This is a genomic window from Sandarakinorhabdus sp. AAP62 (genome assembly GCF_000331225.1).
Lineage (GTDB): Bacteria > Pseudomonadota > Alphaproteobacteria > Sphingomonadales > Sphingomonadaceae > Sandarakinorhabdus.
Map to the genome: position 1 here is coordinate 452,148 of NZ_ANFY01000003.1, position 14,787 is coordinate 466,934.

General features: G+C 65.3%; 16 protein-coding genes. 11 read left to right on the plus strand and 5 right to left on the minus strand.

All coding sequences use genetic code 11. The features are described 5' to 3' along the window. The first annotated feature begins 21 nt into the window (after positions 1–21). From rplO to trpS, 10 genes are all read left to right on the plus strand, one after another. Entirely contained in the window at positions 22–561 is a 540-nt protein-coding gene (gene rplO, locus D619_RS0102475) for a 50S ribosomal protein L15 (RefSeq protein WP_033372821.1), read from the plus strand. 109 nt (positions 562–670) lie between these two features. Continuing rightward, on the plus strand, positions 671–2,023 hold the full coding sequence (gene secY, locus D619_RS0102480) for a preprotein translocase subunit SecY (protein WP_017666979.1): 1,353 nt from the start codon (positions 671–673) through the stop codon (positions 2,021–2,023). Beyond that, on the plus strand, positions 2,020–2,670 hold the full coding sequence (locus D619_RS0102485; RefSeq protein WP_017666980.1) for an adenylate kinase: 651 nt from the start codon (positions 2,020–2,022) through the stop codon (positions 2,668–2,670). Before secY ends, D619_RS0102485 begins: the two co-directional genes overlap by 4 nt. Positions 2,671–2,844: 174 nt before the next feature. Continuing rightward, positions 2,845–3,213 (plus strand): 30S ribosomal protein S13, encoded by a 369-nt coding sequence (gene rpsM, locus D619_RS0102490; protein WP_026090626.1) that lies wholly within the window; start codon positions 2,845–2,847, stop codon positions 3,211–3,213. Between the two features lie 51 nt (positions 3,214–3,264). Then, positions 3,265–3,654 (plus strand): 30S ribosomal protein S11, encoded by a 390-nt coding sequence (gene rpsK / locus D619_RS0102495; RefSeq protein ID WP_017666982.1) that lies wholly within the window; start codon positions 3,265–3,267, stop codon positions 3,652–3,654. Between the two features lie 107 nt (positions 3,655–3,761). Continuing rightward, positions 3,762–4,811, plus strand: a complete 1,050-nt coding sequence (locus tag D619_RS0102500; RefSeq protein WP_026090627.1) for a DNA-directed RNA polymerase subunit alpha — start codon at positions 3,762–3,764, stop codon at positions 4,809–4,811. Positions 4,812–5,037: 226 nt separating this feature from the next. Continuing rightward, positions 5,038–5,451, plus strand: coding sequence for a 50S ribosomal protein L17 (gene rplQ, locus D619_RS0102505; RefSeq protein ID WP_017666984.1), 414 nt, complete (start codon positions 5,038–5,040; stop codon positions 5,449–5,451). A 24-nt stretch (positions 5,452–5,475) separates the two neighbouring features. After that, the gene (gene secB / locus D619_RS0102510; protein WP_017666985.1) at positions 5,476–5,955 is read left to right on the plus strand and encodes a protein-export chaperone SecB; all 480 of its coding nucleotides are present in this window, start codon (positions 5,476–5,478) and stop codon (positions 5,953–5,955) included. A 276-nt stretch (positions 5,956–6,231) separates the two neighbouring features. Continuing rightward, a complete protein-coding gene (murJ, locus tag D619_RS0102515; protein WP_017666986.1) occupies positions 6,232–7,797 on the plus strand; it encodes a murein biosynthesis integral membrane protein MurJ in 1,566 nt (521 codons plus the stop codon). Then, positions 7,794–8,789, plus strand: coding sequence for a tryptophan--tRNA ligase (gene trpS, locus D619_RS0102520; RefSeq protein WP_017666987.1), 996 nt, complete (start codon positions 7,794–7,796; stop codon positions 8,787–8,789). Before murJ ends, trpS begins: the two co-directional genes overlap by 4 nt. Here trpS and D619_RS15315 read toward each other — a convergent pair. Further along, the gene (locus D619_RS15315; protein ID WP_017666988.1) at positions 8,779–9,954 is read right to left on the minus strand and encodes a PepSY-associated TM helix domain-containing protein; all 1,176 of its coding nucleotides are present in this window, start codon (positions 9,952–9,954) and stop codon (positions 8,779–8,781) included. The two genes, trpS and D619_RS15315, sit on opposite strands and share 11 nt — an antisense overlap. A 233-nt stretch (positions 9,955–10,187) precedes the next feature. Between D619_RS15315 and D619_RS15320 the strand changes: the two genes are divergently transcribed. Beyond that, entirely contained in the window at positions 10,188–10,880 is a 693-nt protein-coding gene (locus D619_RS15320) for a DUF4136 domain-containing protein (protein ID WP_017666990.1), read from the plus strand. 486 nt (positions 10,881–11,366) lie between these two features. On the opposite strand, the gene D619_RS17060 is transcribed toward D619_RS15320, so the two are convergent. The 4 genes from D619_RS17060 to D619_RS0102555 all read right to left on the minus strand — a co-directional run bounded on the left by D619_RS17060 (position 11,367) and on the right by D619_RS0102555 (position 14,777). Continuing rightward, on the minus strand, positions 11,367–11,852 hold the full coding sequence (locus tag D619_RS17060) for a hypothetical protein (RefSeq protein ID WP_017666992.1): 486 nt from the start codon (positions 11,850–11,852) through the stop codon (positions 11,367–11,369). 169 nt (positions 11,853–12,021) lie between these two features. Beyond that, entirely contained in the window at positions 12,022–12,399 is a 378-nt protein-coding gene (locus tag D619_RS0102545) for an ATP synthase F1 subunit epsilon (protein ID WP_017666993.1), read from the minus strand. A gap of 41 nt (positions 12,400–12,440) precedes the next feature. After that, entirely contained in the window at positions 12,441–13,889 is a 1,449-nt protein-coding gene (atpD, locus tag D619_RS0102550) for a F0F1 ATP synthase subunit beta (RefSeq protein ID WP_017666994.1), read from the minus strand. Positions 13,890–13,901: 12 nt separating this feature from the next. Further along, positions 13,902–14,777: a F0F1 ATP synthase subunit gamma gene (locus tag D619_RS0102555; protein WP_026090628.1), complete on the minus strand. Its 876-nt coding sequence runs from the start codon at positions 14,775–14,777 to the stop codon at positions 13,902–13,904. Between the last annotated feature and the right edge of the window lie 10 nt (positions 14,778–14,787).

Consider the following 14,787-nt stretch of genomic DNA (forward strand, 5'->3'; position numbering starts at 1 on the left):
AAGCGAAAGCGAGTGCAAATCATGACCACCAAGCTCAACGACCTCCACGACAATCCCGGTGCCCGCAAGAAGCGCGTGCGCGTCGGCCGTGGCATCGGTTCCGGTGTCGGCAAGACCGCCGGTCGCGGCCAGAAGGGCCAGACCAGCCGTTCGGGTGTCTCGATCAACGGCTTCGAAGGCGGCCAGATGCCGCTGCACATGCGCATTCCGAAGCGCGGCTTCAACAACATCTTCCGCAAGGATTATGCCGTCATCAACCTCGGCACGCTGCAGGCCGCCATCGATGCCGGCAAGCTGGATGCCAAGACGCTGATCGACGCCGATGCGCTGGTCGCCGCCAAGGTGTTGACCACCGCGCGTGATGGCGTGCGCCTGCTCGGCGTTGGTGCGCTCACCGCCAAGGTGACGCTGAAGCTCGCCGGTGCCTCGGCCACCGCCAAGGCTGCGGTGGAAGCTGCTGGTGGTTCGATCGAACTGCCGGCCCCGGCTCCGGCGCCGCTGAGCAAGGACGAGCAGAAGGCCGCCCGTGCCGCTGCCCGTGCTGCCAAGGCCGCCAAGTAAAGAAGCAACCGGGTCAAACGACCCCATGGCAATTGCGCCGCGTGTCGCCTACATGGGGATGACACGCGGCGCTTCGCCGTTTCAGACCAGCAGAGCAGGGTAGGGTTTCATGGCGTCTGCCGCCGAACAAATGGCTTCGAACCTGTCGTTCGCCAACTTCTCCAAGGCCACCGAGCTGAAGAGCCGCATCTGGTTCACGCTCGGTGCGCTGGTGGTGTTCCGTCTCATCTCGTTCGTGCCGCTGCCCGGCATCGATCCGTTGGCGCTGTCCAGCCTGTTCGATCAGACCCGCGGCGGCGTGCTGGATTTCTTCAACATGTTCTCCGGCGGCGCGCTGGAACGCATGAGCCTGATTGCGCTGGGCGTCACCCCCTACATCACCGCCTCGATCGTGGTGCAGCTGCTCACCTCCCTCATCCCCAGTTTCATGGCGCTGAAGAAGGAAGGCGAAGCCGGTCGCAAGACGCTGAACCAATACACCCGCTTCGGCACCGTGTTCCTCACCATCATCCAGGGCTATGGCATCGCCGTTGGCCTGGAAGGCTGGGGCGCCGGCCAGGGCGTTTCCGCCGTGATCGATCCGGGCTGGTTCTTCCGCATTTCCACCGTGATCTCGCTGCTGGGCGGCACCATGTTCCTGATGTGGCTGGGTGAGCAGATCACCAGCCGCGGTATCGGCAACGGCATCTCGCTGATCATCATGGCCGGCATCGTGGCGCAGCTGCCCTCGGCACTGGGCACGCTGTTCGAACAGGGCCGCACCGGCGCGCTGTCGGCCGGCTTCGTGCTGCTGGTCGCCGTGGTGGCGCTGGGCACCATCGCCTTCATCTGCCTGATGGAGCGCGCGCAAAGGAAGATCCTGATCCAGTATCCCAAGCGCCAGATGGGCAACCGCATGTTCCAGGGGGACAGCAGTTTCTTGCCGCTGAAGATCAACACCTCGGGCGTGATCCCGCCGATCTTTGCCAGCTCGCTGCTGCTGATGCCGCTCACCGTGGCGCAGTTCTTCAGCCAGCAGGGCACCATGCCGGAATGGATGACCACGGTGACAACGGCGCTGCAGCACGGCGCGCCGCTCTACATGTTCCTCTATGCCGCCGGCATCATCTTCTTCAGCTTCTTCTACACCGCCGTGGTGTTCAACCCGGACGAGACGGCCGAGAATCTCAAGAAGTACGGCGGCTTCGTGCCCGGCATTCGCCCCGGCCAGCGCACATCGGAATATCTCGATTTCGTGCTGACCCGGCTGACCGTGATCGGTGCGGCCTATCTGACGCTCATCTGCCTGCTGCCGGAATTCCTGATCAGCGAATTGAAGGTACCCTTCTATTTTGGGGGGACTAGCCTTCTGATCGTCGTCAATGTCACAATGGATACGGTTGCGCAGATCCAGAGCCATCTGCTGGCGCATCAGTACGAGGGACTCATCAAGAAGTCCAAACTTCGGGGGAATCGTCGTTGAATCTGATCCTGCTGGGCCCGCCGGGAGCGGGCAAGGGCACCCAGGCCAGCCGCCTCGTGAAGGAGCGCGGCATGGTCCAGCTGTCGACGGGTGACATGCTGCGCGCGGCCGTGGCGGCGGCCACGCCGGTCGGCCTGGCCGCCAAGGCAGTGATGGAATCCGGCGGGCTGGTTTCCGACGAGATCGTGTCCGGCATCCTTTCGGAACGGCTGGACCAGCCCGACGCCCGTGCCGGCTTCATCCTTGATGGCTATCCGCGCACCGATGTGCAGGCAGATTCGCTCGATGCCATGCTCGCCGAAAAGGGCCTGATGCTGGATCATGTGATCGAGCTGGTGGTCGACGAAGAGGCGCTGGTCGATCGCATCACCGGCCGTTTCACCTGCGGCAGCTGCGGCGAAGGCTATCATGATCGCTACAAGCAGCCCCGGGTTGAGGGCGTGTGCGACGTGTGCGGTGCCAGCAATTTCAAGCGCCGTGCCGACGACAATGCCGATACCGTGCGCCAGCGCATGATGGAATATCGCGCCAAGACCGCGCCGATCATTCCGCATTATGAAGGCCGTGGCATTGTTGCGCGTGTGGACGGCATGGCCGATATGGATGCTGTTGCCGCAGCCATCGACAAGATTGTCGACAAGGGTTGATCCGGCGGTTGATCGCGCGCCGCCGTCGGCTTGACTTTCCAGCGACTCGCGTCTAACCCGCCCACTTCCGTTTCATCGGATCAGGAACCGGCGGCCCGCACGGGTGGTCGGCATATTGCTTTGAGATGGCGACATCTGCCCAGGGTCGCCGTGGAGCATGAAAGGAAAACGACTGTGGCACGTATTGCGGGTGTGAACATCCCGACCAACAAGCGCGTTGAAATTGCGCTCACCTATATCCACGGCATCGGCCGCACCACCGCCACGCGGCTGGCCGCCGAACTCGGCTTCCCGCGCGAACGTCGCGTGCAGGAACTGACCGACGCCGAGATCCTGTTGATCCGTGAAAAGATCGACCGTGAACTCACCGTGGAAGGTGATCTTCGTCGCCAGAACGCGATGAACATCAAGCGCCTGATGGACCTGGCCTGCTATCGCGGCCTGCGTCACCGCAAGGGGCTCCCCGTGCGCGGCCAGCGCACCCACACCAACGCCCGCACCCGCAAGGGCAAGGCCAAGCCGATCGCCGGCAAGAAGAAGTAAGCGCGTCACCGCTGCTCATCTTCTTCTTCATACAAGGCAAGGATACTCGAAATGGCTCGCGAAGTTGCTCGCATCAAGCGCAGGGAGCGCAAGAACATCACCAGCGGTGTTGCCCATGTCAACGCCAGCTTCAACAATACCATGATCACCATCACCGACGCGCAGGGCAATGCCATTGCCTGGTCGTCGGCGGGGACCATGGGTTTCAAGGGCAGCCGCAAATCGACGCCGTTCGCGGCGCAGATGGCTGCCGAAGACGCCGGCAAGAAGGCCGCCGAACACGGTGTGCGCACGCTGGAAGTCGAAGTGCGCGGCCCGGGTTCGGGTCGTGAATCGGCGCTGCGTGCCTTGCAGGCCGTGGGTTTCGTCATCACCGCCATCCGCGACGTGACGCCGATCCCGCACAATGGCGTGCGCCCCCCCAAGCGCCGCCGCGTCTGACCGTCTGCCTGGCGCCGGGCTCCGTTGCGGCGCCCAGCGTTCCTAATCCATGGACCAACGGGACGAGCAGGTGACGACCTGTTCCGCCCAAGACCGAGGTGAAAACCGTGGCAGTCATCGCCAAGAACTGGACCGAACTCAAGAAGCCCAACCGTCTGGAGCAGCGCCCCAGCGGTGACGGCAAGCAGAAGGCGTCTTTCATCGCCGAACCGCTGGAGCGTGGCTTTGGCCTGACGCTGGGCAATGCCCTTCGCCGGGTGCTGCTGTCGTCGCTGCAGGGCGCGGCCGTCACTGCCATCAAGACCGACGGCGTGCTGCACGAATTCTCCAGCCTGGCTGGCGTGCGTGAAGACGTGACCGACATCGTGCTGAACATCAAGCAGGTGTCGATCCGCATGGCCGGTGATCAGGCCAAGCGCGTCTATCTGAACGCCACCGGCCCCGGCCCGGTCACCGCTGGCCAGATCGCCGTTACCGGCGACATGGAAGTGATGAACAAGGATCTGGTGATCTGCACGCTGGACGAAGGCGCCACGCTGAACATGGAACTGACGGTGGAAACCGGCAAGGGCTATGTGCCGGCCAGCGCCAACCGCCCGGCCGATGCGCCGATTGGCCTGGTGCCGGTCGATGCGCTCTACTCGCCGGTGCGCCAGGTCAGCTACAAGGTCGATCCGACCCGCGTGGGCCAGGAACTGGACTATGACAAGCTGACCATCTCGGTGGAAACCGATGGCAGCCTGACCCCGGAAGACGCGCTGGCCTATGGCGCCAAGATCCTGCAGGACCAGTTGCAGCTCTTCGTGAATTTCGAGGATGCCGCCGTGGCCGCGCCTGTGGCCCACACCACCAGCACCGGCGTGGTGGAAGTGGACGACAGCGCCAGCATCAACCGTTACCTGCTCAAGAAGGTGGACGAGCTGGAACTGTCGGTGCGTTCGGCCAACTGCCTGAAGAACGACAACATCATCTACATCGGCGATCTGGTGCAGAAGACCGAGAGCGAGATGCTGCGCACCCCGAACTTCGGCCGCAAGTCATTGAACGAGATCAAGGAAGTGCTGTCCCAGATGGGCCTGCGCCTCGGCATGGAAATTGCCGGTTGGCCGCCGGAAAACATCGAAGAGATGGCGAAGAAGCTCGAGCAGGAGTTCTGACAAGCTGGCTGTGGCTAACGCGCAGCGTTAGCCACAGACTCGGCGCAGTCCGGCCGGCGGGTGCCGGCGGCGGCCTCAGCCGCCAACGGCAACCCGTTCGACGTCATGGGCGCGGCTTTGCCGCGACCCGCACTGCCTATCAAGGCAAAGGGGAAAAGGGCTGACCCCATCATCAGCCTGGCTCAGGGTACCTCGCACGGCCCTGATACGAACGGAGTGAGACATCATGCGCCACGGCGTTGCCCACCGCAAACTCGGCCGCACCAGCAGCCATCGCATCGCGATGCTGCGCAACATGGCTGCCGCCCTGATCAAGCACGAGCAGATCAAGACCACCTTGCCCAAGGCCAAGGAACTGCGTCCCTATGTCGAAAAGCTGGTGACGCTGGCCAAGACCGGTGGCCTCTCGAACCGCCGCCTCGCCGATGCCCGTCTGGGTGACGATGCCCAGCTGGCCAAGCTGTTCGACGTGCTGGCTGCCCGCTATGCCGACCGCCAGGGTGGCTACACCCGCGTCGTCAAGGCCGGCTTCCGCCGTTCCGACGCCACTGCCATGGCGATCATCGAGTTCGTCGATCGTGACGTGGATGCCAAGGGCCAGGATTCGGGCCCGGTCGAAACCTTTGGCGACGACGAATAAGCCTTAACCGGAAGGATCGCCATCATGGCTGACGAGATCGATCTGGGCGCGTCCCCCGAAAACGGCTTTGGTGATGAACCGATGCCGCAGGTGGCGATCATCACCCAATATGTGAAGGATCTCAGCTTCGAGAACCCGAACGCGCCGAACAGCCTGCAGGTGCAGGGCCAGCCGCGCATCGACGTCAATGTGGGTGTGAACGCCCGCAAGGCCGCCGATGACGTGTATGAAGTCGAACTGAAGATCAGCGCCAAGGCCGAAGTCGATGCCGGCGCTGCCTTCATGGTCGAGCTGCTCTATGCCGGCCTGTTCGGCCTGAAGAATGTGCCGGAAGAAGCCATCGAGCCCTTCTGCATCATCGAAGGCCCGCGCATCCTGTTCCCGTTTGCCCGCCGCATCATCGCGGACGCCGTGCGCGACGGCGGCTTCCCGCCGCTCATGCTCGATCCGATCGATTTTGGTGCGCTGTACATGTCCCAGCAGGGCCAGGTCGGCAACGCGTAAGCGAGCATCACAAACGACAAGACGGGCGGCCTTCGGGTCGCCCGTTTTCGTTTTGGGGCAGCCGCCAAATAGCTCCCCTCCCTGCTTGCAGGGAGGGGCTGGGGGAGGGTGCGCAGCGGCAAGATCGGCCATCTCTGCAACCTGCGCGACTGTGCAGCAGGTCTGCGCTCGGCTCGTTCTGGGCGGACCCTCCCCCGACCCCTCCCTTCCAGGGAGGGGAGAACAGTCGCCTTCCCGCCTTGCACTTTCCGGCTCAGGCCCTAATCCAAACCCGCAATGAACCTCGTCCGCGCCACCGCCACCATCGGCAGTCTGACCCTGCTTTCCCGCATCGGTGGCTTTGCCCGCGATGTGTTGCAGGCGTCGCTGATGGGCGCTGGCATGGCGGCAGACGCTTTCCTGATCGCCCAGCGCCTGCCCAATCTGTTCCGTGCGCTGTTCGCCGAAGGCGCTTTTGCGTCAGCCTTCGTGCCGATGTTCAACCGGCAGGTGGGTGCCGATGGCGGCCGCCTCGACGGCGCCACGCGTTTTGCCGAGGATGTGCTGGCGGTGCTGCTGCCGATCCTGCTGGCGTTCACCGTCGTGATGGTGGCTGCGGCCGTACCGGTGGTGTGGGGCCTCACCGGTGGCTTTCCCGATGCCGCGCCCGAAAAATTCGCGCTCACGGTGGATTTCACCCGGCTCACCTTCCCCTATCTGATGCTGATCAGCCTCACCTCGCTGCTGGGCGGCCTCTTGAATTCGGTCGGGCGGTTCGCGGTCAATGCGGCCGCACCCATCCTGCTCAACATCGTGCTGATCGCCGGGCTATTGTGGTCCGGCAGCGGCGACGATGTGGCGGCGGCGCGCATCCAGGCGCTGTGCGTCACCCTGGGCGGCATTGCCCAATTGGTCTGGCTGCTGTGGTCCTGCGCCCGCGCCGGGATCAACCTCAAGCTGCGGCTGCCCCGCCTCACCCCGCAGGTGAAGACCCTGCTCAAGCTGATCGTTCCGGCCGCCCTTGGTGCCGGCGCGGTGCAGATCAACCTGCTCATCTCCACCGCGCTCGCCGCGCGCTTCCTGGGCGATGGCGCCGTCAGCTGGCTCTATTTCGCCGATCGGCTCAATCAGCTGCCACTGGGCATCATCGGCATCGGCGTTGGCACCGCGCTGCTGCCGGCAATGTCGCGGCTGATCGGCGCCGATGATGGGCCCGGCGCCATCGCCCAGCAGAACCGCGCCATGGAGCTGGTGCTGATCCTCACCCTGCCTGCTGCGGCCGGGCTGGTGGTAGCGGCGCAGCCGATCGTGGCGCTGCTGTTCCAGCACGGCGAATTCACCGCAGCCGACACGCGCGCCACAGCGGCGGCCCTGTCCGGCTTTGCGCTGGGTTTGCCGGCCTATGTGCTGATCAAGGTGCTCACCCCCGGCTTCCACGCGCGCAGCGACACCAGCACCCCGGTGCGCGTGGCGCTGGCGGCGATGCTGGTCAATCTCGTCGCCAATCTCATCCTGGTGTGGCCGCTCGGCCATGTCGGCATCGCTGTCGGCACGGCGATTTCGGCCTGGGTCAATGCGCTGGCGCTGTGGTGGCTGCTGCGGACGCGCGGGCATTTCCGCCTGGATGATCGCGCCCGCCGCCTGCTGCCGCGCCTGTTGCTGGCCACTTCTGCGATGGTAGCCCTGCTGTTCGGCGCCATGCCGTTGCTGGCACCACTGGCAGCGCGCGGCTTTGCGGCGGAGGCCGTCGCGCTTGCCCTGTTGATTGGCGGTGGCGCTATGGCCTATCTGGCAGCGGCGCGACTGCTGGGCCTGTTCACCCTCAAGGGCCTGCTCGCACAGGTAAGACGGAAATCGACATGAAACGGGTTTTTTCGGGCATCCAGCCCACCGGCAATCTGCATCTCGGCAATTATCTCGGCGCCATCCGCAACTGGGTGCGCATGCAGGACGAGGCCGAGTGCATCTTCAGCGTCGTCGATCTGCACGCCATCACCGTGGCGCAGGATCCGGCCACCCTGCGGCGTGGCATCCACGAGATGGTGGCGGCGCTGATCGCCGCCGGCCTCGATCCCGAACGCTGCATCCTGTTCCCGCAAAGCCGCGTGCGCGTCCATGCCGAGCTGGCCTGGGTGCTGATGTGCACGGCGCGGATGGGCTGGCTCAATCGCATGACCCAGTTCAAGGAAAAGAGCGGCAAGGACCGCGAGGGCGCGTCGGTTGGCCTCTACACCTACCCGGTGCTGCAGGCGGCCGACATCCTGGCCTACAAGGCCACCCACGTGCCGGTGGGCGAGGATCAGAAACAGCATCTCGAACTGGCGCGGGATATCGCCATCAAGTTCAACACCGACATGGGCGTCGATCTGTTCCCGCCGCCCGAACCGGTGATCGAAGGCCCGGCCACCCGGGTGATGAGCCTGCGCGATGGCAGCGCCAAGATGTCGAAGAGCGATCCTTCCGATCAGAGCCGCATCAACCTCACCGACGATGCCGATACCATCGCCGCCAAGGTGAAGCGCGCCAAGTCGGATGCCGATCTGCTGCCCTCCGAAGCCGCTGGCCTGGCCGGGCGCCCGGAAGCGGCCAACCTCGTCAACCTGATGGCCGCGCTCACCGATACCACGGTCGCCCAGGTGCTCGCCGATTTCGGCGGCAAGGGCTTCGGCGCCTTCAAGCCGGCGCTGGCCGACGTGATGGTGGCGAAACTCGCGCCCATCACCGCGCGCTTCAACGCCCTGAAAGATGATGACGTCGCCATCGAAGCCATCTGCGCCCGCGGCGCCGAACGGGCCCGCGCCATCGCCGAGCCGGTGCTGGCCGAAGTCCACCGCGCGGTGGGCTTTACGCGCTGACGCCCACCCGGTTGCGCGGCGGCAGCGATTGCGGCCGGGCCGGCCGGGCACGGATGGCCCGCCGCTTGCGCCACCAGATCAGCACCCCGGCGAACGACAGCGCGGCGATGCCCAGCCCGATCGGCACCAGCGCCGCCCGCCACAGCGGCCCCAGCACGCCGCCCATGTGCAGGCCATACAGCCAACTTTCCAGCGTCTGGCGCCGGCTCTGGCCGGTGGGCAGGCGCACGGCGAGTTCGCGGCCGGCGCTGTCCAGATACAGGCGGCCGCCGGGATAGGCGGTGGCCAGATCGCGGCTGGAACGAAAGCCGATGATCCACTGGCCGTCGTCGCGGTTCAGCCGCAGCCATTCCGCCCTTGCCGCGCTGATGCCTTCGCGCGCCGCCATCCGCGCCAGCGCCGCCTGCCCCTGCGCGCGGGCCGCCGCCCAGTCCACCGGGCCGGTGATGGGCGGACGGGTTGGCGGCGCGATTGCCGGTCCCACGGCAGCAGTCATCAGCGGAGAAAAGGCCTGGGGCAGGTTGAAGCCCACTGATGACCAGGCAAAGCCCAGCAGGATCGGCCACAGCCACAGGCCCGACGCGCGATGACTGTCATAGACAAGGCGTGGCTGGCTGGCGGCCGAAATCTGCCAGGCCTTGCGCCAGCGGGGCCACCAGCGCTGCCGGCCACGCGGCAGGGTGAGGGCCAGGCCGACGAAACAATCCAGCGTCCACACCAGCGCCACGATGCCCATCAGGGTGGCGCCGGCATCGCCCGCAGCCACGCTGTAATGCAGGCGATAGAGGAAGGGCATCAGGTTGATGCGGCCTTCGCTGATATCGCCCCATTGCCGGCGGCCCAGTTCGGTGCCGGTGACGGGATCGAGCGCGATCTCGTCGAAATCCGCGCCGTCCACGCCCAGCACGATGGCCTTGCCGGGCTCGACCACCAGCGGCAGGAAATCCACCGGCAGGCCGGTGCGTGCCTCAGCCCTTTCCCGCAGCAGCAGGGGATCGAGCGGCGCGCCCACGCCCGGCGCAGTGTGAAATCCCGGCGCCAGCAGCGCCTCCAGCGGTTCGCGCCAGGCCAGCGCGGCACCGGTCAACCCGGCGATGATCAGGAACAGCGCCATCGACAGGCCGGCCCACCGGTGCAGCACAAGCAAGGCAGCGCGCAGCGGCACGGGCTCAGACCAGGAGCAGCGGTTGAATAATGGCAGGCAGCGCCCAAACAGCTATTGCGAATTAAGAGCAATAAGCACATGGGGTTCGCCTGGCAAGCGCCGCGCGGCACGGATGGCAAAATCATCAAGAGCGCCGGTTTGCATTGGCGACGAACCGTGCCATTCATGTGGCAGTCAGACGACTTTCGCTACATCGAGCAACATTGCAGGAATGTCATGTGGAGCAGCAGCAAATGACCAAGTTGAGCCCGAAGACGCAGCTGTTGTTGCCACTGGCAACGGCTTTGGCGCTGTCGGCCTGTGCAGCGCCATTTGAAGCGCGGGTCGCGCGGTTCCAGCAGCTGCCGCCGCCTTCGGGCACCAGCTTCGTGATCGAACCGCGCGACAAGGAAAATGCCGGCGGCCTGGAATTTGCCACCTATGCCAATCTGGTGCGCCAGAAACTGATTGCCGCCGGCTATCAGGAAGCCGCCAGCGCCGATGCCGCGTCGCTGACCGTGCAGCTGGATTACAATGTCTCCGCCCCGCGCGAGAAGGTGCAGAGCCGGCCTGGCCTTGGCTGGGGTGGCTGGGGTCCGGGCCTTGGCTGGGGGCCCTATTGGGGCCGCGGCTGGGGCTGGGGCGGCTGGGGCGGCGGCTTTGGCGGTGGCTGGGGCGGCTGGGGCGGCGGCTGGAACAATGATGTCTACAGCGTCACCAACTACAACACGGTCGTGGCCATGCGCATCAACCGCAATGCCGACAAGCAGAGCGTGTTCGAAGGCCGCGCCGAAACCGTGAGCAACAGCAATAATCTCACCCGGCTGGTGCCAAACCTGGTCACGGCCATGTTCACCAATTTCCCCGGCAGCAGTGGCGAAACGGTGCGGGTGCGCTTCGATCCGGCCAAGCCCGATGTGGCGCCAACGGTCAAGCCGGTGCGCTGATCGCCCCTGACCGATCACAGGGGGGGCGCTCCGGCGGGCCGGGGCGCCCCTCTTGCATTTCGGTAAATCTGGGTTAACCTTCCCTTCTGACTGGCCAAGAGGGGGGCTTCTATGACGGTCTATATTGCGCTGTTGGCGGTGGCCATTGGGCTGATGCCGGTGTTGCTCGACAAGTGGCGTGCGTCGCACAAGCCGGGCATGACGCCCGAACGGGCACAGCGCCGCCGCTGAGACCTTCCCCGAGCTGGGCCGGCTGACCTTGCGCGACCCCGCACAAGCCTGGCACACCCTGAAGAAGCAGGAAAATCGGCCTCCGCCCCGGATCGGGTCCGGGGTGACGTAGGCAGGCCTGAGGCCTGCACCCATTTGATTTCACGTCTACCATGCCGAATTTCGTCACATGGCGCGCGCCAATGAGGGTGGGTCCAGGGCCTCAGGCCCAGGCCGCCGGAGGCAGTTCTGCCGTCTTCCTGTCAAAGCCTGAAATCAGTCGCGCGGAGTCGGCTCGTTATAGCCCATGCGGTTGGTGCGATCCTGGGCCCAGGCATCGATCTGCTTGCGATCACAACCGGTAAAGCCGGCCGGTCCAATGGCGCTGCAGCTGCCGATGCTGTTGCCCGCGCCGCCACCGCCATCACCCAGCAGCAAGGCGCGATTCTGGGTCAGCACGCTCTGCCGGTTCTGCGCCTTGCGCAGCGGTTCCGGGATGCGAAACACTTCCGATCCGGGCAGCCGGGCGCACACCACCACTTCGTCAACCGAACTGGGCTTGGGGCAGGCCTCGTTGTCAAACACCGTGACGAAGCGTTGGCGCGGCTGGCTGCCGTCGCCAGTGGGCAGATCGGCCGGTTTCAGCATGGTTGGCCGCGGCGGGGCCGTCGTCGGATTTGCCGGTGCGGGCTGGGCGGAAGCCGGCAGCACGGCGGTCAGGGTCAGCGCGCCAAGGGAGGCAACAAGGGTGAACAGGCGCATCGTCGATCGGCTCCGCAGATTTCCCCATCAGATTAGGCGCTTTCGCCGGGACAGGGAACCGACAATCGCATGGCTGCTGTGCGGTGCCGCGGCTTGCTGCCCCCTTAATGACAACGCCCCGCGTCGGGCAAGCCGGCGCGGGGCGCGTATTGCTGCGGTGATCGCCGGTTCAGTTGGTGGCAGCAGCCTGCATGGCTTCCAGGCGGGCAATGGCGGCATCGTCGCCAGCGGTGCGCGCGGCAGCAAGCTGGGTGGCGACGGCCGCCACGTCGATATCGGCCACCGGGGTGGCCCTTTCGGCCAATATCGTCAGGCCGATTTCCGTCACTTCGGCAAAGCCGCCGTCGATGAAGAAACGCTGCGTGGCCGGGCCACCATCGGCTTCATGGATGGCAATCGCGCCGGGGCGGATGGTGGACATCATCGGCGCGTGGCCGGGCAGCACACCAAAATCGCCTTCCACGCCGGGCACCACAACCATGGCGACCCTGGCCTTGGCCAGGCGGCGTTCCGGCGAGACGAGTTCGAAATCGAGCAGTTCAGCCATGTTCGGTTCCTTTCCCCTCCCACTGGGAGAGGGGTGTTGGATCAGGCCGCGTCAGCCGCCAGCTTGGCGGCCTTGGCGACGGCGTCTTCGATGGTGCCGACCATGTAGAAGGCGTTTTCCGGCAGATGATCATATTCACCGGCCACGATCGCCTTGAAGCCCTTGATCGTGTCTTCCACCTGCACGAACACGCCCGGCGAACCGGTGAAGATTTCGGCGACGTGGAACGGCTGGCTGAGGAAGCGCTGGATCTTGCGGGCGCGCGACACGACCAGCTTGTCCTCTTCGCTCAGTTCATCCATGCCCAGAATGGCGATGATGTCCTGCAGGCTCTTGTACTTCTGCAGCACTTCCTGAACCGAACGGGCGACGGCATAATGCTCTTCGCCCACCACGCGCGGGGCGAGCACGCGGCTGGTCGAATCCAGCGGATCGACGGCCGGGTAGATGCCCATTTCCGAGATCGCGCGGCTCAGCACGGTGGTGGCATCCAGGTGGGCGAACGACGCGGCCGGGGCCGGATCGGTCAAATCGTCGGCGGGCACGTAGATGGCCTGCACAGAGGTGATCGAGCCCTTGTTGGTCGAGGTGATGCGTTCCTGCAGCGCGCCCATGTCGGTGGCCAGCGTCGGCTGGTAGCCCACCGCCGACGGGATGCGGCCCAGCAGAGCGGACACTTCGGAACCGGCCTGGGTGAAGCGGAAGATGTTATCGACGAAGAACAGCACGTCCTGGCCTTCGACGTCGCGGAAATATTCCGCAATCGTCAGGCCCGACAGGGCGACGCGGGCGCGGGCGCCGGGCGGCTCGTTCATCTGGCCATAGACCAGCGCGACCTTCGAACCTTCGGAGATGGCATTGCCATCGGCGTCCGACGCGATGACGCCGGCTTCGAGGAATTCGTGATAGAGATCATTGCCTTCGCGGGTGCGCTCACCCACGCCGGCGAACACCGAGGTGCCGCCGTGGCCCTTGGCGATGTTGTTGATCAGTTCCTGAATCAGCACGGTCTTGCCGACGCCGGCGCCGCCGAACAGGCCGATCTTGCCGCCCTTGGCGTAGGGGGCGAGCAGATCGATGACCTTGATGCCGGTGACCAGGATGCTCGATTCGGTCGACTGATCGACGAATTCCGGGGCCTTGGCGTGGATGGGGGCGGTGTTGGTCTGATCGATCGGGCCACGCTCGTCGATCGGCTCACCGATGACGTTCATGATGCGGCCCAGCGTGGCCGGGCCAACCGGCACGCGGATCTGGCTGCCGGTGTCGGTCACTTCCTGGCCGCGCACCATGCCGTCGGTGGCGTCCATGGCGATGCAGCGCACGGCGCTTTCACCCAGGTGCTGCGCAACTTCCAGCACGAGGCGGTTGCCGTTCACGGTGGTTTCGAGGGCGGACAGAATCGCCGGCAGTTCGCCGTCGAAGGTCACGTCGACAACGGCGCCGATGACCTGGCTGATGCGGCCGACATTGTTGGTGGTATTGGCCATGTGGCGTGCTCCTTAAAGGGCTTCGGCGCCCGAGATGATCTCGATCAATTCCTTGGTGATCGCGGCCTGTCTCGTGCGGTTGTAGGTGATGGAAAGCTTGTTGATCATGTCGCCGGCGTTGCGGGTGGCGCTGTCCATGGCGGTCATGCGGCTGCCCTGTTCGGACGCGGCATTTTCCAGCAGGGCGCGGAACACCTGCACGGCGAGGTTCTTCGGCAGCAGATCAGCGAGGATCGATTCCTCGTCCGGCTCATATTCCACCGAGGCATCGGCACCGGCAGTGCCGCCAGCGGGCAGGGCGGCCGGGATGATCTGCAGTCGGGTCGGCTCCTGGGTCAGCGCCGACTTGAAGGTGGAGAAGAACAGGTGGGCGACGTCGAATTCGCCGGCTTCGAAGCGGGCGACCACGTCATCGGCCACGGCCTTGGCATCGGCAAAGCCCACGTTCTTGATGTGAGCCATGTCGACGGTGCCGACGATCAGATCCTTGTGCGTGCGGGCGAACGGCGCGCGCGCCTTCTTGCCGACGAACATCAGCTTGACCGTCTTGCCCTGCCCCAGCAGTTCATCCAGCGTGCGGCGCGCCAGCTTGGCGATGTTGCTGTTGAAACCACCGGCCAGACCACGCTCCGACGAGCAGACCACCAGCAGGTGAACCTGATCCTTGCCGGTGCCGGCGAGCAGGCGCGGGCTTTCCGGGCCCACCGTCACGCGGCTGGCCAGCGACGCCATCACCGCCGCCATCCGCACCGAATAGGGGCGGGCGGCTTCGGCGGCTTCCTGCGCCCGGCGCAGCTTCGCCGCCGCAACCATCTTCATGGCCTTGGTGATCTTCTGCGTCGACTTCACCGAAGTGATGCGCATTTTCAGAGACTTGAGACTGGGCATCTGCTTCTCT

What these genes read in the sequence shown, in the direction of transcription:
- rplO (WP_033372821.1), top strand. Translation starts at nt 22, where the DNA reads ATGACCACCAAGCTCAACGACCTCCACGACAATCCCGGTGCCCGCAAG.
- secY (WP_017666979.1), top strand. Translation starts at nt 671, where the DNA reads ATGGCGTCTGCCGCCGAACAAATGGCTTCGAACCTGTCGTTCGCCAAC.
- rpsK (WP_017666982.1), top strand. Translation starts at nt 3,265, where the DNA reads ATGGCTCGCGAAGTTGCTCGCATCAAGCGCAGGGAGCGCAAGAACATC.
- rplQ (WP_017666984.1), top strand. Translation starts at nt 5,038, where the DNA reads ATGCGCCACGGCGTTGCCCACCGCAAACTCGGCCGCACCAGCAGCCAT.
- secB (WP_017666985.1), top strand. Translation starts at nt 5,476, where the DNA reads ATGGCTGACGAGATCGATCTGGGCGCGTCCCCCGAAAACGGCTTTGGT.
- murJ (WP_017666986.1), top strand. Translation starts at nt 6,232, where the DNA reads ATGAACCTCGTCCGCGCCACCGCCACCATCGGCAGTCTGACCCTGCTT.
- trpS (WP_017666987.1), top strand. Translation starts at nt 7,794, where the DNA reads ATGAAACGGGTTTTTTCGGGCATCCAGCCCACCGGCAATCTGCATCTC.
- D619_RS15320 (WP_017666990.1), top strand. Translation starts at nt 10,188, where the DNA reads ATGACCAAGTTGAGCCCGAAGACGCAGCTGTTGTTGCCACTGGCAACG.
- D619_RS17060 (WP_017666992.1), bottom strand. Translation starts at nt 11,852, where the DNA reads ATGCGCCTGTTCACCCTTGTTGCCTCCCTTGGCGCGCTGACCCTGACC.
- D619_RS0102545 (WP_017666993.1), bottom strand. Translation starts at nt 12,399, where the DNA reads ATGGCTGAACTGCTCGATTTCGAACTCGTCTCGCCGGAACGCCGCCTG.
- atpD (WP_017666994.1), bottom strand. Translation starts at nt 13,889, where the DNA reads ATGGCCAATACCACCAACAATGTCGGCCGCATCAGCCAGGTCATCGGC.
- D619_RS0102555 (WP_026090628.1), bottom strand. Translation starts at nt 14,777, where the DNA reads ATGCCCAGTCTCAAGTCTCTGAAAATGCGCATCACTTCGGTGAAGTCG.